Origin of the sequence: Streptomyces hokutonensis (assembly GCF_042751305.1) — a bacterium.
Lineage (GTDB): Bacteria > Actinomycetota > Actinomycetes > Streptomycetales > Streptomycetaceae > Streptomyces > Streptomyces hokutonensis_A.
Window position 1 is genome coordinate 337420 of sequence record NZ_JBHYWD010000008.1, and the last position, 18161, is coordinate 355580.

Here is an 18161-nt window from a genome sequence, read left to right on the forward strand (position 1 = left end):
ACGTCCCCATCGGCAAAACGTACCACGGTGCGCTCAAACACGACAATGAGACCCTACCCCAAGAGCCGCGTCCGGCTGCTGCTCGCCGGACGCCAAATGCCACATTACGGGATGAAAGGAACGACTCTCCAGGCGGCACTCCGTCCCACCCGGACCCTCTTCCACGCCTCCACCGTACGCCCCAACTCCGGTCCCCCGCAGCCGCGTCCACCCTCCGAAACACGACCGTCACCCCACGGCTTCAGCGCCGCCAGCCAGGCATGAGGTAGAGTGAGCGGGCATTCGACACCGGCTCAACCGGCGTCTTACGCGGGTGTAGTTTAGTGGTAGAACATCAGCTTCCCAAGCTGAGAGTGCGAGTTCGATTCTCGTCACCCGCTCTCCTCGAAGCCCCAGGTCAGCAGCCTGGGGCTCTTTCATGGCGGGCTCTCAGTCGCATTTTCCGGCGCACAAGGCACCCGAAGATTGGGCACGCGGAGGGCACGAGCGCTTGCCGAGTGCCACCAACTCGCCACTCCCACTGCCGGAACACGCCGCTGACCTGCCGTTTCATGACACTCACCGCAGCGGTCACCGATGAGAGCCCTCAGCCTGCCGCCCCCTGCGGACCAACTGGCGCTTTCCTGCACTGTGAAGGGGACAGCAGTCTCAGGCTTGCCATGTAAGACAGATCGTCTTACATTGGTTTCATGGCTGACACCATCACGATCCGCAGCGACTCGGAGACCGAGCGCGCTCTGGACGTTCTCACCCATGACGGCAGTTCACGCTCGGCAGCCATCCGCCAAGCCGTGCTCGAAGCCGCCCTACGCAAAGAGCGGGCCGCCGCGATGCGTCGCGCCGTCCTGCGTATGCCGCTTGGTGAACCGGACGGCATCGACATCGCCGCGGAAATCGCCCACAGTCGCGAGGACGAGCGCTGATGATCTATCTCGACTCGGCCGCCGTCGTGAAACTCGTCCACGCCGAGTCCGAGTCGCAGGCTTTGCGCGACTGGCTCGACGAACGAGCCGAGACCGGATGGACGAGTTCGGTTCTGGTGGAGATCGAGTCGTCGCGGGCCCTTGGGCGCTACGCCCCGGAGGCTGTCGCCCGGCTCCACCCGGTCCTCGACCTGATCGAGTTGGTGGAGCTGGATGCCGGCATTCGCATCTTGGCCCAGACCGTCAAACCTGTGACCGTACGGAGTCTGGACGCCATCCACCTGGCAACGGCTCTCCGTATCCGCTCCCAGCTGACCTCCTTCGTCACGTACGACAAACGACTGGCCGATGCTGCTCAAGCAGCCGGACTGACCGTCGACATGCCCAACTGAGACATCTCTTCACCGTCAGGGCCCGGCAGAGGCTCCCGGCCTATGGATACCTGAGGCGTCGCCCGAGCAAAGCGTCAGGCCACCGCTCAGCAAGCCTTCGGTGGAACACACGTCGACGTCCCGCTGAAGGCGCCCGCATCGACCTCGCTTCAACCGCGTGCCCCATCCGTGCCCTTCAGGGCGGACGACAACGGCCACCAAAGGTGCGATCCCGACCCGCTCACGGGGCCTGACCTCACGTTTCCACAGGTCAGTACAGTAGTCGGCGAGCAAGCTCCGTCGCTTCCCAAGCTAAGAGTGCGAGTTCGATTCTCGTCACCCGCTCCGTGCGAAACCCCCGGGTCGATCACCCGGGGGTTCTTTGCTGTCCAGTCCAATGTGCGGTTTCCGCGCCCCCCGCGTGCCCCGAGTGCAGGTGGTCCCCCACGAGTCGACCCCGCTCGCGTCCCATCTGGCGTCCATCCTCCGCCCGGCGACGTCGTCCTCGTGAAGGCGTCCCGCGGCGGACAGCTTTGGCAGATCGCCCAAGCGCTCACCGGACAGCCCGTCACCGGCCTGTGAGCAGCCGTCGGACCATCACTTGTCGAGCAGCCATGGGCCCGATCAAACGGAGCAGCCGACCTCCGCCATGAGTTCCGGGCTGTCCCTCGTGAGAACCGAAGCGGCGCTTTCGCGGGTCAGCGCATCGCCCTACGCGAACACACCACCATTTCCTGCGCCGCCGACCGCTACACACTCCAAGTCGACTTCAGCGTAATCGCGAGGTCATGGCTACTGACTAAATAAACTCGCCGAATTGAAGCGGGCCGAATTCGGTCTGCGGGTATCGCCGCTTCCCTTATGGGACGAAGAGCTCCCGCAAGCCGGATGCTTGCGGGAGCCCTTCTGCCCTCGGAGTGCGCGCGGAGCGCGGCCTGCGGTAGCGAGTCCCTCCCCGTCCTGCGTGGTCGTGGGGGCATCGCGTGTGCCGGTACGACGGCGAAGCAAGCCCATGGCACAGCCGCAGAAGCCCCGCGCCGATCAAACAGGCGCCCTGCTACTGGGACGGATCAGTGCACGGAGTTGGCGGCGGCGACGATGGCGCGGTCGACCGCTCCCGGGCTGATCGAAGGAACGTCGTGTCCCGAGCGGGTGTAGGTGATGTGGGCGCCCACCCGGTTGGCCTGGAACTTCTGGGCGGCCGTCGGCACAGCGTGGTCCTCCGTCGAGATGACCGCCCACTTCGGCGTCTTCGCCGGCGGATTCACCGTGGCCTTGTCGGTGAAGGCCGAAAGGGCGACCGGCTCCTGAGTCACCGAGGCGACGCTGATGGCCGACTTCGACAGCCCGTTGCCGTACACGGTCCCGAACTTGTCCGCCTTGAGGTACACGTCGGTGTCACCGCCGGGCAGCGGAACGGTGCGGAAGTTCTCCGAAACGAGCTGCGACCCGGGGAACTGTCCGATCAGTGAGCCGGCGGCTTCTCCCGCCTTGGGGATGAGAGCCGCCACGTAGACGAGGGCCTTGACGTTCGACGTCGTCGCGGCGACCTGGCTGACGACCTCTCCCGCGTAGGAGTGGCCGACCAGCACCACGGGACCCTTGACGGTCTTGACCTGCGCCTCGACATAGGCGCTGTCGAAGGCCAGGCCGCGCAGCGGGGTGTCGATCGCGAGGACCGGGTAGCCCTGCTGCCGCAGGTAGCCGATCTCGCTGCTCCAGCTGGAGGAGTCGGCGAACGCCCCGTGGACCAGGACCACCGTCGGCTTCGCGCGGTGCGCCGTCTGCGAGGCGACGGCGTGATCGTTCGCCCTGGTCGTGACGGCGCTCGCGTTCGTCACGGCAAGCGAGGCTACGACCGCGCCACTCACCAGCCCGGCAGCCACCAGCGTTTTGATTCGAACGGTGGACTTCATTTGTTGTTATTCCTCTCGAAGTTGTCCAGCCGAATCGGCAGAGGAAGCGCCATGGTCCGCATGAACACGGAAACCTTTTCTCTTGCGGCCTGCGGCGCTTCGCCAAATCAACTATGGCGGTCGCTTCGACGGAACGCTAATGCCAATCCCGCTCCCGTCCATGTCGATCCGGCATGAGCCGGCGAACGACATTTCCAGCACCGAATTCCTGACGTTTTAAGTGCGCGGAAATACAGAGAATGAGGCACTGCGACGGGTACGAACGGGCACGGTCGCCACAGGACTGCGGTCGTCCCGGTGACCGGCCGACGATCATGTGAAGCCTGTGACGTCAGCACGCCGACAGCTGATGTCACAGGGTTCGAACCCCTGCCGTTCATCCATGACTTGGAGCCTCAGTGCACTACGGACTCATCGCTCCGAGCGCGCTCGCCACCGCCCCACAGCAACGGTGGATACGACGTCTCCCATTACGACCTGCGGCTGAAGTACCAGTCGGCACGGACGAGTTGGCGGGGACTCCCAGGACGGGGTTGGACCAGGGCGCGGACATCACCGTCGTAGTGCGCTACAGCGAGACACCCGCGTCGAAGCACGCATACGGATTCACCGCCTGGCTGCACACGGCGGACGGCGCGGTCACGGCCAACGAGCCGGAGTCGGCGTGGTGATGGTTCCCCATCCGTACGACGCGCTCGGCGGCCATGTGCCGGACGTGCCCACCGGTTTCGCGCTGGAGACCCGGACCCGGCCCTTCTGCGGCCCCCCGAGGGGGGCCGCAGAAGCACACCTACAGCAACGCGTCGGTCGTGGACCTTCCAGCGGTACGCCAAGAAGGTGTCCCGCAGGGAGCTGGGCGCGCTGTTCGACACATGGCTCTTCAAGCCGGCCAAGCCGGCGGTGCCCGCCGCGGTCGGCAGGTCTTCCCTTCCGGTTCGGCCCAAGTCGTGGAAGCAGATCGAGGCGACGAACGAGGTGCACGAGCACTGAGCGGTGGGCAGCCCTCGTCTTCCCCCGTCACCATCTCGGCCCTGTTCGGCTGAGCGGCGGACCGCCGGGCCGGCCACAACGGTCACGGCACACCCCGTTCTCGGGCGCCGTCATGTGTACATCCAGATAGGACAAGTAGTGCGCATACACAAGCTGGGCTCTGCCCTGGTCGGAGTCGTCGCCGTGCTGGCGCTGACCACCGGATCACCTGCTTCCGAAGCAGCCGCTCCCGCCCAGCCGGACTCCGGCTCACCCGCGCCCGGTGCCCTGCACAGCGAGCACGTGGTCCCCGGCAAGACGGGGTCGGCGGTTCGGAAGGAACTGCCTGCCGAGGTCTCCCGGCGGTTCTACGAGCTCAACTTCGCCGGGCACGTCGGCTCGGTCGGCGTCGCCGAGGACGCGCCGTCCGCCGCGGATGCCACCACGAGCGCCCTGTCCTCCTGGACGGGGAAGTTCCACGCCTCCTGGGGCGTCTCCCCGACCAGCGGAACCATGCACGGAGCGCAGGCCACGCACAGCGTGAACCTCTCGGCCCCGGTCACCGGCGACGACACGGTCTACGCGCCGACCCTGGACCCGAGTTACGCAAGCTGCATCGAGATGACCACGATCTACTTCCGCAGCTCGATCTGGGTCGGCGCGTGGGACTGGTGTGCGGCAGCCCCGGGCTGGGCGAAGACCACGGTCGCCGACTCCGCCTTCCTGGACACCTACACCAAGAAGGTGAACGGCCGGCCGTCGTACTCGGTCCAGGACATCCAGACCAATGCGACGACCAACGAGTGGACCTCGTACCTCTACAACTACGACACGCACGCCTGGGAGCCCTTCTTCCAGAGCGCGAACACCAGCAAGCTCGGCAGTTCCGGCGGCGGCTGGGACATGATGGAGGTCTACACGAACTACGACCCCACGACCGGTGAGGGCCAGTACTGCGCGGAGACCAAGGGCGCGGCGTACCAGACCACGGGACTCCAGTACCAGTCCTCCTACGGCGGCGGCTGGACGGCAGCCACGGCGGCCAACTCGACCGTGCCGACCACCGTGAAGTCGTCCGACCTCGGTTGCTCGGATCTGTCCTACGCGGTGCTGACGGCGAACACCGGGTTCTCCTTGACCAACGAGAAGAACCCGACGGGCCCCCTCAGCAACTCCGCCGGGATGTGTGTGGACAACCGCTCGGGGAACACCACGAACGGCAACCCGATCCAGCTGTATTGGTGCAACGACACGAACTCGCAGCAGTGGACGCTGAACCTCAACGGCACGCTGACGGTGGAGAACAAGTGCATGGCCGTCAAGGGCGGAGGCACGGCCGACGGCACCGCCGTGGAGCTGGACGACTGCGACGGCTCCGGCGGCGGGACCTGGCAGACGCGCGCCGACGGCACGATCTACAACCCGCAGTCCGGCAAGTGCCTTGATGCCACCGCGAATTACACCACCGCCGGCACGCAGCTCCAGATCGCGAGCTGCACCGGTGCCGTCAACCAGAGGTGGAACCTGCCCACCTGACACTGCGTCGAGGGCGGCCTGCCGAAGCGTGCTCACGCACCCGGTAGGCCGCCCTGTGGTGGGATCCCTCGAAGTCTCCGGTGGGGGCCGGACCTGCTCGGACAAGAGCGCGCGAGGGCCCATGGCACCGGACGCGACGATGTTCCCGCCTCCCGTCCGTCTCTTCCGCCGCCCCCTGCCCTCCAGGCGTCCAGAAGCGCGGCCCGGACCGCCTCCTCCGACTCCTCCGGTTCCGTGTCTTCGCCGGAAGTCGCCGCTCGCTCGTCCATGTTTCGTCTCTCCGTCGGTCTGTTCGCCTCGGTCGGCAGTGGGCGGTCCGGGCTGTCGCATCGAGCTCCGGGTCCGTAGGAGCCGTTCAGTCGTCACTTCAGTGCCTGCCGCGCTTCGCCGGCCCAGGCGTTTCCCGGGCCTTTTCGACGACGCCCATGAACGTCGTGCGCCCCCATTGGGTCGTGCAGTCGACCGACAGTCCACGCCGTGCGAGGCGCTCGTCGAGCCGTACGATCCTGCCGTGCAGCGCTCGGCGGCTCATCGGTTCCCCGGCGGTACCGAGCAGCAGGCACAGGTCGTGGCAGCACCAGGGCCGCGAGGCGGAACAGAGGACCTCGAACAGCACCTGCTGGGAGTGCTGTTGGAGGCCGACCTCACGGAACGCTGGCGAATCCTCGGCTTGCCGCTGCCGCGTGGGTCTCATGTCCAGCCATCGCCGCTCCGCGGTGATTCTGCTCGCGAGTTCCCTGGGCGGCGAGTCGCGGAGGAGGACGTTGGCGGCGCCCGCCAGGAGAAGCCCTACGGAATCCGTGTGATCGGGTACGAGCACGACCACGGATGAGATGTTGCTGAGCGCGCGCACACGTTGCTCAAGACCGTCGCTCCACTGCGCCCCGGGTACGTCCAGGACGGCGAGGCGAGTGCCGGCCTCGTGCAGCAGCGCGCCGTAAGCCCGCTCGGAGCCCCAGTTATGAGTCCGGGCGGGCAGCACATGCTGACTGCGCAGGGCGCGGAGCAAGGACGCCGTCCGCTCGCGCTGAAGCGTGAGCACGGTGCTCACCGGATAGGTGACTTCCTCCTCTTCCATGAGGCCGATGGGACCGTGGCCGATGCTGAGGTCGGTCATGTTCGACGTTCGCCCTCCGGGGTTGCGGAGCCTGGACCTGGGCTGGAGGCGTTGGCGAAGGCCGGCCCTCTCGGACGTCAGCGGGTCGGCGGGCGACAGAGGCGGACCCGCCCCGCCCGCCGATTCTCGGTCAGGCTCCGCCGATATCGCCGATACCGACTCGGGCCGTTCTGATGCCGGATCGGCATGTGCCCAGCTCCCCGACACGCCATTCGCACAACTGCCGTGCCGCAGTGTCTGTTCGGCCCCTGTCGAGGTCCTGTTGGTACCCGATGCGCCACGGCAGCCGTGAACACGTCACCCGGACCCCTACGTTGGTCCACGTCGGCCTCCCCCGGTCCCCCTCGGTGGGAGGCCGCGCCGATGCCCGTCGAGTCGCCTTCGGCGTCGGAGTCATGGAGAGCGCGGCCTGTCGACAGGCCAAGTGACGTGCGCCCTGTGGGTTGCCGCTCGCTCTTCCCGTTCCGCCCTTCCCGTACAGAGAGCCGAACAACGATGCTCGAAGAGCTTCATGTCCAGTCCGAGGCAAGGGACAGGCGGCCCGGCAGGCGGGCCGACCATGCGGTTTCTCACCGAAGGTCGGCTGTCTTCTTATCCGCCGTGCTGACGACGTTCCTTGCCGCCTCCAGTGCGCCCACTCCGCTCTACCGCGTCTACCAGGCGAGTTGGCACCTCTCCTCCGGCACGGTCACCGTGGTCTACGGCGTGTACTGCCTGAGCGTCCTGGTCGCGCTCCTGACCGTCGGGGCGCTCTCCGATCATGTCGGCCGGCGGCCGGTCATCGGCGTCGCTCTCGCCCTCGAAGCACTGTCCATGCTGCTCTTCCTGCAGGCCGGCGGTGTGGCCTCGCTGATCCTCGCCCGGACGCTCCAGGGGCTGGCCACGGGTGCCGCGACGAGTGCGCTGGGTGCCGCCCTGCTCGACGTGACCAAACGGTGGGGGCCCCTGTTCGTCAGCGTCGCTCCGCTCATCGGCATGGCGTCGGGGACGCTCGGTACGAGCCTGCTCATGGACCTGATTCCGGCTCACCTCGGCAGCGTGTACACGCTGCTGTTCAGCGCGCTGGCCGTCCAGATGCTGGGTTTGGCCTTCCTCCCGGAATCGAGGCTGCCGAGCCCGGGAGCCTGGCTTTCGGTGCGACCGCGGATCCGCGCTCCCCGGTCCAGCCGCCGAGCCCTCCTTGTCACCGCACCCGTGTTCGTGGCTGTCTGGGCTCTAGGCGGTTTCTATCTGTCCCTCGGACCCGATCTGGTCCAGGGCATCACCGGATCGGCGTCGTCGACCGCCGACGGCCTGATCGTGTCCCTGCTGACCGCCAGTGCGGTACCGGCAGTGCTGCTGACGCGGCATGGGGACGCCGGCCGGACGGCCTTGGGCGGCTCCCTGCTTCTGACGACGGGGGTGGCCGTCACGCTGCTGGCCGCGCACCGCGACTCATCCACAACTCTGTACGTGGGGACCGCGGTGGCCGGTGCGGGATTCGGCCCCGCGTTCCAGGGCGGCGTCCGTCTGGTGACGGCGAACGTCCTCGCGACGGAACGGGCGGGCCTGATGGCCGCCATCTACACGATCACTTATACGTCGATGTGCGTTCCGGTACTGGTCACGGGTTTACTCGTCGGCGAATACGGTCTCCTGCACTGCACCTTGTTCTTCGGTATTTTCGTCATGGCGCTCTCGCTGACGCCGTTCGCGGGTCTGGGGAAATTCTCCGCCCATATATCAAGTAGGGGTACGGCATAGTGAAAATCAAAAACGCGCGCAGACGCGCACCCATGCTGCTGGCATTTCTGGCGGCCGTCCTCGGCACAGTTGCGAGCACCTCGGTCACCGCACAGGCTGCCGACACGGACAGTACGGCGCCCGCCGATTTCGTGGCGCTCCACGACGTGGCCCCCGCGATTCTGCAGGACATCCGCTACGCCACCCCCCACAATTTCATCGGCACGCCGATAAACGGCTATGTCGAACCGCTGTGCATCGTCACCGCCCCGACGGCGCAGGCCCTGGCGAAGGCCGAGCGCCACTTCCTGGCGCAGGGCTACACGCTGAAGGTCTACGACTGCTACCGGCCGCAGCGCGCGGTGGACCAGTTCGTCGACTGGGCGCAGGACCTGACCGACCTGACGATGAAGGACGAGTTCTATCCGCAGGTGGACAAGGCCAACCTATTCACCGACGGGTACATCGCGGCGAAATCGGGACACAGTCGCGGCAGCACGATCGACCTCACGCTCGTGAAGCTGCCGGCCCACCCGACGCGTCCTTACGTCCCCGGAGAAAAGCTTGAACCGTGCTACGCGCCGGCCGCGCAGAGGTTCCCGGACAACTCGATCGACATGGGCACCGGATACGACTGCTTCGACACGCTCGCGCACACCCTCGACCCGCGCATCGTGGGAGTCCAGCACAGCAACAGACTGCTGCTCAAGGACGAGCTGGAGTCACTCGGATTCGTGAATCTCGCCGAGGAATGGTGGCACTTCACCTTCGCCGCCGAGCCCTACCCGTCCACCTACTTCGACTTCCCCGTCTCCCGATCCTCACTGACCGGCTGACCGGACAACCGAGACCTTTTTCGGTCCACCGACGTGCGGCGCCGTCCTTCCGACCGGGAGGGCGGCGCCGCTCAGCGAAGGAAGCAGAAACCATGACCGAACGATCCGCCTCCCCTCCGTCCGGATCCCGCCGCAGGCCGCTGGTGATACTTCTCTTCGGTGGCCGGAGCTCCGAGCACGGCGTCTCCGTCGTGACCGCAGGGGCCGTACTGCGAGCCATCGACCGGACGAAGTACGACGTCCTGCCTGTCGGCATCACCCGGGACGGCCGGTGGGTCCTGACGTCGGACGATCCTGGGCGCATGGTGATGGTCGACCGGCGGCAGCCCACGGTCGAGCAGCTCGCGGACACGGACCGGGGCAACATCGTGGTCTCCGTCGACCCGACCGATCGGACAGTCGTCCGCGGCGAACGCGGCGCGGCGCCGAAGGTCCTCGGCGAAGCGGACGTGGTCTTCCCCGTACTCCATGGACCGTACGGCGAGGACGGCACTGTGCAGGGCCTGCTGGAGCTGTCCGGCATCCCCTACGTCGGCGCGGGCGTTCTCGCCTCGGCGATCGGCCAGGACAAGGAGTACATGAAGAGGGTGTTCAGCGCGTTCGGTCTGGCGGTCGGGCCGTACCTGGTGATCAGGCCCCGCGAGTGGCACTCCGACGCGGCGGGCGCCCGCGCGCGGATCAGTGGCTTCGCCGACGCGTACGGCTGGCCGCTGTTCGTGAAACCCGCACGCGCCGGCTCTTCGATCGGTATCACCCGGGTCGACGGCAGGGAGGGGCTGGAGGACGCGATCGCGGAGGCGCACCGACACGACGCGAAGATCATCGTGGAGGCCCTGGTGCAGGGTCGCGAAATCGAGTGCGGCGTGCTCGAATTCCCCGATGGACCGCGGGCCAGCGTGCCGGCCGAGATCCCGGTGCCCGACGCACACGCGTACTACGACTTCGAGGCGAAGTACCTCGATTCCACCCCCGGAGTGGTGCCCGCGGCACTGACCGACAGCCAGACCCATGAGGTGCGCCGACTGGCACTCAAGGCGTTCGAGGCGGCTTCCTGCGAGGGCCTGGTCCGCGCGGACTTCTTCCTCACCGAGGACGGACAATTCGTGATCAACGAGATCAACACCATGCCCGGTTTCACCCCCGTCTCGATGTACCCGCAGATGTGGCAGGCCAGCGGCATCGGGTACGGAGACCTGGTGGACCGTCTGCTTCAGGCGGCGCTGCGGCGGTCCACCGGCCTCAGATGATCGGAGGCTCCCAGCCCGCAATGGGAGTACCGGCTGTACCGGGCCGACTATTCGCCTGGTCTTTCGTGCTGAAGGAGTCCGGTTTGAATGGACGTCACCGGAGACTTCGGTGGCCACTTTATGTCAGCCAATCATGGCCGTGGATGCCGAGTGGCGCCAATGCCGTTTCGCGAAGAAGTTATGCCGGTTGGGCATCACCAAAGCCCAAGGAGTTTTTCCGGCAGGCAGTTCGACAGGAAAAGCAGCGTGGCTAACATGGCCGTCATGGATATCGATCTCCGGCGTCTCCGCTATTTCGTGACGGTTGCCGAAGAGCTCAGCTTTGTGCGTGGCGCCGAACGCCTGAACATGACGCAGCCCGCGCTGAGTCGGCAGATCCGCGCCCTTGAGGACGATCTTGGAGCGTCGTTGCTCCAGCGCGGTCCGCTGGGTACGGCGCTCACACCGGCCGGTGGTCAGCTGCTGGAGGACGCACGGCCACTGCTCGCGGCATCGCTGGCTTTACAGCGGCGGGTCCGCCTCGCCAGCCGTGAGGGGCACCACTTCACCATCGGTTTCATGCCAGGGGTCATAGTCACGCCGATCGTCAGGCAGTTCCGGGCGCTGGCGCCGGAGGTCAATGTGCAGGTGCTGCACACGGCGCCCACCGACCAGGTCGACTATCTGCTCGACGGCCGTGTCGACGTCTGCTTCGTCCGGCTGCCGCTGCCGGTCGACACCTTCGAGATTGTTCCCCTGTTCCCCGAACCGCGCGTCGCGGCACTCTCCGACGAACATCCGCTGGCGCAGGCGCAGATCGTCGACATCGCGGAGCTGACGCCGTACCGCTTGCTGCAGGACTCCGATGACGTACCGGAGTGGCGTGGAACCGGCTTCCACGCGGCAGCGGTGCGCGACCGTCGGGAAGCCGACCGGCCCACCTCGATCGAGGAGAGCCTGGAAGCTGTCGCGTCCGGCACCGGGTTCATCGTCGTCCCGGCCGGCCTCGCCGATTTCTACCGTCGCCCCGACATCCGCTACGTCCAGCTCGCGGGGGTCGCCCCGCGCATGGTGGCGCTGGCGTACGCCAAGAACCGGAAGATGCCGTCCATCGACCAGTTCGCCAAGATTGTGATCGCGGCGCTCGGTTCGACGTAGAAGCGTCAACGGCCGACAGGCATGACTTGGGGCTTCCAGGCGTCATGCCCGATCGGCATGACGGTTCGGGCAATCGGCATTGGCGTGACATGTCGTGGGCCGCAAAGCTCGGTGGAAGGCGGAACAACCCTGCCCGGTCGGGCTCTCAGGCGCTGGTGAGCGGGGGAGAGATGGCTGCCTATGACTATGTGGTCGCCGCCGACGACAGGCCCGAACATCGAGAAGGTTTTCATATGCCGAGCACTGAATGGCGCGAAGTCTTTCTGCCCGACGAGAGCACCCGGCACGCCGACCAGGCGCGCGTTTTCACTGAACTGCAACGCAAACGTCTGAAGAAGCAGGGCCACGGGAGAGCTCTGCATCGCAACGGAGTGGCCGCCCTGAAGGCTGTCCTCGCGGTGGAAGGAGATCTTCCCGAATATGCGCGGCAAGGGATTTTTGCCACTCCTTCTGCCTTTGAAGCACATGTTCGGCTGTCCAATGGAAACTTCTCCCTCGACCGGGCTCCGGACATCCGCGGTTTCGCGATCAAGGTGCTCGGCGCCTCTACGCCGTCGTCCACCGGCGTCGAGCAGAACTTCACCCTGGTCAGTCAGGAGACCCTGAAGGTCAGCGGTAGTGCGGACGTCGTCGGGATCGTCGATCTCTCTACGAGTGCGCCCGGCGCCGCGCTTCGAAAGGTCGCTACGAAGCCGCAGCTCACACGCAGCGCTGTCGTGAACTTCCGGGACATGGCGAAACCGTTCAGCGGATTCGCCACGCATGACTTCTTCAGCATCATGCCCATCACGTTCGGCGACTACGCCGCGCGGTTGAAGCTGTGCGCCGCCTCGACAGCGGTCAACAAAGAAGCACGCAAGGATCTCGCCGCCGACATCTTCGGGCGACTCGCCGACGACGACCTGGAGTTCCTCTTCCAAGCCCAGTTCTTCGAGGACGAGCGGCGCACGCCGATCGAGGACTCCTCGGTCCGCTGGGACGCGCCGTGGCTCACCGTGGCGCGCCTGTGCCTTCCTCGGCAAGCACCTGACGAGGCGTTGGCCGAGGCCGTCGAGAAGAGCAGCTTCAACCCGTGGATCGCGGCCACCGAGCATCGGCCCCTCGGAGAGTTGATGCGTGCCCGCCAGGCCGCGTATGCGCTCAGCTGGCACAACCGGGGCGTAGCGCCCTGACCGTGATCCATCCCAAAATCGCGAACCTCGTCGGCAACTCCACGTGCCCGCAAGAGGGTTGATGCCGGACCGGCATGCCGAACCCCCGGATAGGCATTGGCGCCGCGTGATCGGCCCGGGCCAGGATGTTCGACGTGCCCCACTTCGACCTCGGGGTCCCGGCGCGGCTGCGGTAACGCACTGCGTGGCGAGGACCCTGCGCGCCTGAGCGCAGCGATCGTCGAGCCGGAGCCGCTCAGACGGAGCGCGCGTCAACGACGGCACACCAACTCCCAGTCGGCGAGGCATCGCCATGCCTTGCCCTGCCCATCCCTCACGAAAGGCCCCTCGATGTCCCACCACCAGGATTCAGCCGCCGCGAAACAGGACCCTCGTCTGGACATCAGCGATGTCTACCTGTTCAAAGGGCGCAACGGCACCGTCTTCGTCATGAACACCAACCCGGTGTCGGCCGACAAGGGCTTCCACCCCGAGGCGCTGTACGAGTTCCACATCGACACCGACAACGACGCCGTGCAGGATCTGACGTTCCGGTTCAGATTCCTCGCGCCCGAACCCGACGGTCGGCAGGCTTGGGTGCTCGACCGGCTGACTGGTGCCGAGGCCGCCGACCGCAACGCCCCGGGGACTCCCGTGGCGACCGGCAGTACGGAGGAGATCGTCACCACGCCCGATGGCCTCAAAGCCTTCGTCGGCCGGGCCGGAGACCCGTTCTACCTCGACGGCACCGTCATCACGGCGGTCGTGACCGCGCTCCGGAACGGCGAAGCGGTGGACCTCTCCGCGTTCGACCCGCAGCGGGCCTCGAACCTGTTCGCCGGCACCAACGTGACCGCCATCGTCCTCGAAGTACCTGACGACCTCGTCGGATCGGACACGATCGGTCTCTGGACCACCACCGCGCTGGACGACCACCACGGTGGCTGGCTGCAGATCAACCGGTGCGCGAAGCCGCTCGTCAGCACGCTGTTCGACGTCACCGAGGCCGGCTTCGACGACTACAACGCCACCGATCCGCGGGATGACCTCGCCAACTACGGAGACCTCGTACGCCGGAAGGTCGCGGCTCTCGTGTCCGCCAACGACACTCACTCCGATCCGCAGGGCTACGGCGCCGCGACGCGGGACATCATCTTCCCGGACGTCCTGCACTACCAGGTGGGCACCGAAGCCGGCTTCGGTGCGAAGGCCCGCAACGGCAGGGGACTCACCGAGTCCGTTCCCGAAGCGATGTTCGAGATCGTGCTGAACGCTCCCGTCTCCATGGGCTTGGACGCCGGCTACGCCACTGGGACGCTGCGCGCCGAGTTCCCGTACTTGAGCGCACCGGCCTGATGCAACCAGGGCATCGGCCGGACGCCGAGCCCCGAACCTCATGGCACCCGGCCCGGCGGCCCTTTCCAAGTCGATCGCCGGGCCGGCTGCCTCACCACGTCCTCAGGTCCGAGCGGCGAAACCCGCTCCGTACCCGTCCCTTCCGGAACGAGGAAATTCCACCATGTCCCGCCGAATCCTGATCGCCTGCGCGAGCTTCGGTTACCTGTTCATCGCACTGTTCTTCGCTGCCCTGTTGATCGCCCACTGGATACCGCCGATGGCGCCGAACTGGTCGGCGGAGCGGGTGGCGGCCTTCTATACGGACCACGCCAACTCGATCCGTACCGGCCTCGTGGTCATGCTCGTCGGCGCGGTGGCGACCGCCCCCTTCGTCGCGGCGCTGTCGAGTCTGATCCGGCGTATCGACTCGCGGCTGGCGCCGTTGGCTGCCATACAACTCGTCTGTGGTGCCGCGAATGTGGCCGCGATCTTCGTACCGGTCCTGATCTTCACCGCGACGGCTTACCGGCCGGACCGCTCGCCCGACATCACGATGGCGCTCAACGACCTGGGCTGGATCAGCTTGGTCATGAACGCCTTTCCGGCGATCGGACAGGCCACCGTGGTCGGAGTGGCGATCCTGGCCGACAAGCGCCCCACGCCGCTTCTGCCCCGCTGGGCCGCGTACCTGAACTTCTGGATGGCCTTCCTCTTCCTGCCGAGCATCCTGCTGACCTACTTCAAGACCGGTCCCTTCGCCTGGAACGGCATCCTCTCGTTCTGGGTCGCGGCCAGTGCCTTCGGCGCCTGGTTCCTCGTCATGACGTACCTGATGGTGCGGGCCGCGAGCCGGGTGGACGACGACCGGGCCCCGGCCGTCCTCGAACCCGTGGCATGACCGCCACCGCGGCCGAGACCGAGCACTCGGCACCCCCGCACCACCGCCACATCCCTGGCGAGCCGGGTCTGTGGATCTTCCTCCTCGGCGACATGATCATGTTCTCGGTGTTCTTCGGCTTCATCGCGGTACTGCACGGCCGCCACCCGAGGATGTTCCGGGCCTCCCAACAGGCCCTCCATCCAGACCTGGGACTGCTGAACACTCTGCTCCTGCTGACCGCCTCGGCGCTGGTGGCCCGCGGGCTGCGACAGCTGCGATCCGGCAGACCCGCGCGAACACTGCCATGGGCGCTTCTGTGCGCGCTCGGCTTCGCCGCCGTCAAGGGTTGTGAATACGCGCTGGTGATTCGCGACGGGCATACACCGAGCAGCAACGACTTCTTCATGTACTACTTCGTCTTCACCGGAATCCACCTGGCCCACCTGACGATCGGGATAGGCGCCCTGACGGTCCTCGTCGTCCTGTCCCGTCGGCGGGCCCTGAGCCCGGGCCACCTGCTGGTCGCCGAGGGGGCGGCTGCGTACTGGCACATGGTGGACCTGCTCTGGCTCGTCCTCTTCCCGCTCTTCTACCTGGTGGCGTGACACATGTGGGTCTTTCCGGCACTCGTCCTGGCCACGCTGTCGAGCTGGCTGCTGGGCATCGAAGGCAGCACGTCGACCGCGATCGGCTGCGCGGTCGTGGCGATCGCGCTGATCAAGGTACGCCTGGTCGGCCTGCACTTCATGGAGCTACGCAATGCCCCGGCGGCCCTCCGCGTCGCCTTCGAGATCTATGTCGCGGTCACGGGCACCACCTTGCTCACTCTCTATCTGGTCCTCTGAAAGGTCAATGCCCATTCGGCATGAGCGGCGACATCATCGGCATTGGCGGTATTCGACGAATTCCTCAATAATTTTCTCAGCGACTCCCCAATAGAAGGGAGTTGACGAGAATCGGAGGTGAAAAAATGAAGAAGCAGCACTCCTGGTAAATCGACCGACCGCTCCGGTTCCCTTTCATCGGTTCCGGAGCGGTCGCGCATTCCGCGCAATATCCACCATCGCGAGAAACAGGATCCATCACCTTGCGGGCCCCACGTCCTACGATGCCGGCGCCGCTGCGCCATTCCGCATTCAGAAAACTCTGGTCCGCCACCACTCTGGCCGCCCTGGGCGATGCCATCTCCTCGGTGGCCCTGCCGCTGGCCGCGATCGAGGTCCTGGACGCCGACGCCGTCCAAAGCGCGGTTCTGTCGGCCGTGATCTGGCTCCCGAGCCTGTTCCTGGCCATACCGGCCGGCTCCTACGCCGACCGGACGGGATACCACCGCAGACTCCTGGCCGGTGCCAATCTCCTGCGGGTCGCCGCCCTGAGCAGCGTGCCGATCGCAACGGCCTTCGGCGTGCTCTCGCTCATCCAACTGGCCTTCGTCCTGGCCGTCATCGGCCTGTGCTCGGTGCTGTCGAATGTCAGCGAGAGCGGCCTGTTCGCCACCACCCTGCCGTCCGAGCTCTACGTGGCAGGGCAGGCGGCCTCCTACACGGGCCAGACCGCCGCGATCCTTGCCGGTCCTGCCATCGGTGGATTGCTGGTCCAGCTCGCGGGTGTACCGGCAGCGGTAGGAGTGGACGCAGGCACCGCCGTCACGGCCGCCCTGTTCCTCCTCCGGCTGCGCCCGGTCGAGCGCCACCACGAACCCGACTCCCCGCAGAGCCGTGACCGGCGGCCGGGTCTGGCCTTCATCCGGCGAAATCCGCTGATCAGAACCGCCCTCTCGGTCACCGCCACCGGCAACTTCTTCAACATGCTCTTCCTGTCGGTGCTCGTCTGGTACTACGTCCACAAGCTGTCCCTGACCAGCGCCCAGATCGGGTTCGTCTTCAGCGTGCAGGCCATCGGGGGACTCGCCGGCGCGGCGCTGGCCTCCCGGCTCGCCCGCCGCATCGGCCTGGGCCGGATGCTCCTGGTCGGTTGCGTGTTGTCACACGCTCCGCTCCTCGTGATCCCCGCCGTCGGCGCCACCGGCAGCCTCGTCTTCACCCTGGTCCTGGCCTCGACACTGCTGGGCGGCGTCGGTGAGTCCGTTCAGGACATCTCCGTCGGCTCCGTGTTCGCGCTGGTGGTGCCCCCACACCTCCGGTCACAGACCCGGGGCGCGTACCAGACCGTGAGCTTCGGACTCCGGCCGCTGGGCTCGGTCGCCGGTGCCCTCATCGCCGCGACAGCGGGAATCCCCGTGGCGCTGTGGGTCGGTGCGATCGGCGGAACCCTTGCCTGCCTCTGGCTTCTTCCCTCACGCCTGCTGTCGTTCCGCGGACAGGGCGAGACGTCCGAGCAGCCGGAAGGCGCCACCGCTCTCTCGCAATGACGCGGGGAACCCCAGGGCGGGCGGCACGCCTGACCCGGGTGGGTAAAGTCCCGGCGAGCCGAACGGAGCCGGGGGCGGTATGAGTAGCTCAATCAGCCAGATCATGGTCGTGATTCTGGGGATCGGCGGCACCCTCGCGTCCGCCTTGCTCACCCAGCGCAGCGCCAACCGCGCCAGGGACCGTGAGCTGCAGCATGCGAGACAACTCCAGGCGGATGAGCGCGAATACGTCACTCGACAGACTCAGCTCGAAACGCGGCGCACCTGCTACGCCGCTCTCAACGCCGGCACTCGCGACTTCGTCAACGTGATGACGAAGCTCGTCCATGCTCTGGACAGGGACGAGGTGACCGAGGAACTGCGGGCAGAACTGGACCGATCACGCCGGGACCATCGCTTGCGTCACGCGGAGGCCCAGATGGTCCTGCCTGACGCCGTCATGGCGGCAGCCAGCACCGCCAACCGTCATTTTGGTGATCTCTACGGTCTGTTGATGCGGCTTGACAGAGGTATCGCCGAACCGGGAGAGAGCGTCGAAGCCGCCCGGGAGAGCATGAACCGGCTGTGGGACTCCCTATGGAAAATGCGCCACATCATGCGCGTCGACCTCGGGATCACACCACCCGATCCGGGCTCGTAGACCTGTT

General features: G+C 66.6%; 17 protein-coding genes, 1 tRNA gene and 1 pseudogene. 17 read left to right on the forward strand and 2 right to left on the reverse strand.

Going from position 1 to position 18161, the window contains the following annotated elements; all coding sequences use genetic code 11:
• The first annotated feature begins 309 nt into the window (after positions 1-309).
• The 3 genes from ACFXC1_RS23335 (at position 310) to ACFXC1_RS23345 (ending at position 1315) form a co-directional block, all read left to right on the forward strand.
• Positions 310-380: transfer RNA gene (locus ACFXC1_RS23335), tRNA-Gly, on the forward strand.
• Positions 381-689: 309 nt separating this feature from the next.
• The gene (locus ACFXC1_RS23340; RefSeq protein ID WP_201052849.1) at positions 690-923 is read left to right on the forward strand and encodes a hypothetical protein; all 234 of its coding nucleotides are present in this window, start codon (positions 690-692) and stop codon (positions 921-923) included.
• Positions 923-1315, forward strand: a complete 393-nt coding sequence (locus ACFXC1_RS23345) for a type II toxin-antitoxin system VapC family toxin (RefSeq protein ID WP_019070419.1) — start codon at positions 923-925, stop codon at positions 1313-1315. The genes ACFXC1_RS23340 and ACFXC1_RS23345 overlap by 1 nt, the downstream gene beginning before the upstream one ends.
• 1049 nt (positions 1316-2364) lie before the next feature.
• Here the strand turns inward: ACFXC1_RS23345 and ACFXC1_RS23350 are convergent.
• On the reverse strand, positions 2365-3135 hold the full coding sequence (locus ACFXC1_RS23350; RefSeq protein ID WP_158697196.1) for an alpha/beta hydrolase: 771 nt from the start codon (positions 3133-3135) through the stop codon (positions 2365-2367).
• A gap of 510 nt (positions 3136-3645) precedes the next feature.
• Between ACFXC1_RS23350 and ACFXC1_RS51215 the strand changes: the two are divergent.
• The 3 genes and pseudogenes from ACFXC1_RS51215 to ACFXC1_RS23360 all read left to right on the forward strand — a co-directional run.
• A pseudogene (locus tag ACFXC1_RS51215) lies at positions 3646-3878 on the forward strand (M1 family peptidase); the annotation flags it as partial.
• A gap of 169 nt (positions 3879-4047) precedes the next feature.
• Entirely contained in the window at positions 4048-4200 is a 153-nt protein-coding gene (locus ACFXC1_RS51220; RefSeq protein ID WP_463294000.1) for a hypothetical protein, read from the forward strand.
• A 138-nt stretch (positions 4201-4338) separates the two neighbouring features.
• Positions 4339-5715: an RICIN domain-containing protein gene (locus ACFXC1_RS23360; RefSeq protein ID WP_381245430.1), complete on the forward strand. Its 1377-nt coding sequence runs from the start codon at positions 4339-4341 to the stop codon at positions 5713-5715.
• 367 nt (positions 5716-6082) lie between these two features.
• Here ACFXC1_RS23360 and ACFXC1_RS23365 read toward each other — a convergent pair whose 3' ends face one another.
• Positions 6083-6832, reverse strand: coding sequence for a hypothetical protein (locus ACFXC1_RS23365; RefSeq protein WP_381245432.1), 750 nt, complete (start codon positions 6830-6832; stop codon positions 6083-6085).
• A gap of 600 nt (positions 6833-7432) precedes the next feature.
• Between ACFXC1_RS23365 and ACFXC1_RS23370 the strand changes: the two genes are divergently transcribed.
• From ACFXC1_RS23370 to ACFXC1_RS23420, 11 genes are all read left to right on the forward strand, one after another.
• Complete coding sequence (locus ACFXC1_RS23370) at positions 7433-8575, forward strand: MFS transporter (protein WP_381245434.1); 1143 nt, start codon at positions 7433-7435, stop codon at positions 8573-8575.
• Between the two features lie 32 nt (positions 8576-8607).
• Positions 8608-9390, forward strand: a complete 783-nt coding sequence (locus ACFXC1_RS23375) for a M15 family metallopeptidase (RefSeq protein WP_381245436.1) — start codon at positions 8608-8610, stop codon at positions 9388-9390.
• 92 nt (positions 9391-9482) lie between these two features.
• The gene (locus ACFXC1_RS23380; protein WP_381245438.1) at positions 9483-10637 is read left to right on the forward strand and encodes a D-alanine--D-alanine ligase family protein; all 1155 of its coding nucleotides are present in this window, start codon (positions 9483-9485) and stop codon (positions 10635-10637) included.
• 264 nt (positions 10638-10901) lie between these two features.
• The gene (locus tag ACFXC1_RS23385) at positions 10902-11774 is read left to right on the forward strand and encodes a LysR family transcriptional regulator (protein WP_026178816.1); all 873 of its coding nucleotides are present in this window, start codon (positions 10902-10904) and stop codon (positions 11772-11774) included.
• 170 nt (positions 11775-11944) lie between these two features.
• Entirely contained in the window at positions 11945-12946 is a 1002-nt protein-coding gene (locus tag ACFXC1_RS23390; protein WP_381245440.1) for a catalase family protein, read from the forward strand.
• A 330-nt stretch (positions 12947-13276) separates the two neighbouring features.
• Complete coding sequence (locus tag ACFXC1_RS23395; RefSeq protein ID WP_381245441.1) at positions 13277-14281, forward strand: DUF4331 family protein; 1005 nt, start codon at positions 13277-13279, stop codon at positions 14279-14281.
• A gap of 163 nt (positions 14282-14444) precedes the next feature.
• The gene (locus tag ACFXC1_RS23400; protein ID WP_019070430.1) at positions 14445-15161 is read left to right on the forward strand and encodes a hypothetical protein; all 717 of its coding nucleotides are present in this window, start codon (positions 14445-14447) and stop codon (positions 15159-15161) included.
• Positions 15158-15748 carry a cytochrome c oxidase subunit 3 gene (locus ACFXC1_RS23405; RefSeq protein ID WP_019070431.1) on the forward strand — a complete coding sequence of 197 codons (591 nt, stop codon included), beginning with the start codon at positions 15158-15160 and terminating at the stop codon, positions 15746-15748. Before ACFXC1_RS23400 ends, ACFXC1_RS23405 begins: the two co-directional genes overlap by 4 nt.
• Positions 15749-15751: 3 nt before the next feature.
• Positions 15752-15988: a cytochrome C oxidase subunit IV family protein gene (locus ACFXC1_RS23410; protein ID WP_381245443.1), complete on the forward strand. Its 237-nt coding sequence runs from the start codon at positions 15752-15754 to the stop codon at positions 15986-15988.
• Positions 15989-16251: 263 nt separating this feature from the next.
• Positions 16252-17514, forward strand: coding sequence for an MFS transporter (locus ACFXC1_RS23415; protein WP_381245445.1), 1263 nt, complete (start codon positions 16252-16254; stop codon positions 17512-17514).
• Between the two features lie 79 nt (positions 17515-17593).
• Entirely contained in the window at positions 17594-18154 is a 561-nt protein-coding gene (locus ACFXC1_RS23420; protein ID WP_200679575.1) for a hypothetical protein, read from the forward strand.
• The last annotated feature ends 7 nt before the right edge of the window (positions 18155-18161 follow it).

Coding starts and splice junctions, on each gene's coding strand:
- ACFXC1_RS23340 (WP_201052849.1), top strand. CDS start 690: ATGGCTGACACCATCACGATCCGCAGCGACTCGGAGACCGAGCGCGCT.
- ACFXC1_RS23345 (WP_019070419.1), top strand. CDS start 923: ATGATCTATCTCGACTCGGCCGCCGTCGTGAAACTCGTCCACGCCGAG.
- ACFXC1_RS23365 (WP_381245432.1), bottom strand. CDS start 6,832: ATGACCGACCTCAGCATCGGCCACGGTCCCATCGGCCTCATGGAAGAG.
- ACFXC1_RS23375 (WP_381245436.1), top strand. CDS start 8,608: ATGCTGCTGGCATTTCTGGCGGCCGTCCTCGGCACAGTTGCGAGCACC.
- ACFXC1_RS23380 (WP_381245438.1), top strand. CDS start 9,483: ATGACCGAACGATCCGCCTCCCCTCCGTCCGGATCCCGCCGCAGGCCG.
- ACFXC1_RS23385 (WP_026178816.1), top strand. CDS start 10,902: ATGGATATCGATCTCCGGCGTCTCCGCTATTTCGTGACGGTTGCCGAA.
- ACFXC1_RS23390 (WP_381245440.1), top strand. CDS start 11,945: ATGGCTGCCTATGACTATGTGGTCGCCGCCGACGACAGGCCCGAACAT.
- ACFXC1_RS23395 (WP_381245441.1), top strand. CDS start 13,277: ATGTCCCACCACCAGGATTCAGCCGCCGCGAAACAGGACCCTCGTCTG.
- ACFXC1_RS23400 (WP_019070430.1), top strand. CDS start 14,445: ATGTCCCGCCGAATCCTGATCGCCTGCGCGAGCTTCGGTTACCTGTTC.
- ACFXC1_RS23405 (WP_019070431.1), top strand. CDS start 15,158: ATGACCGCCACCGCGGCCGAGACCGAGCACTCGGCACCCCCGCACCAC.
- ACFXC1_RS23410 (WP_381245443.1), top strand. CDS start 15,752: ATGTGGGTCTTTCCGGCACTCGTCCTGGCCACGCTGTCGAGCTGGCTG.
- ACFXC1_RS23415 (WP_381245445.1), top strand. CDS start 16,252: ATGCCGGCGCCGCTGCGCCATTCCGCATTCAGAAAACTCTGGTCCGCC.
- ACFXC1_RS23420 (WP_200679575.1), top strand. CDS start 17,594: ATGAGTAGCTCAATCAGCCAGATCATGGTCGTGATTCTGGGGATCGGC.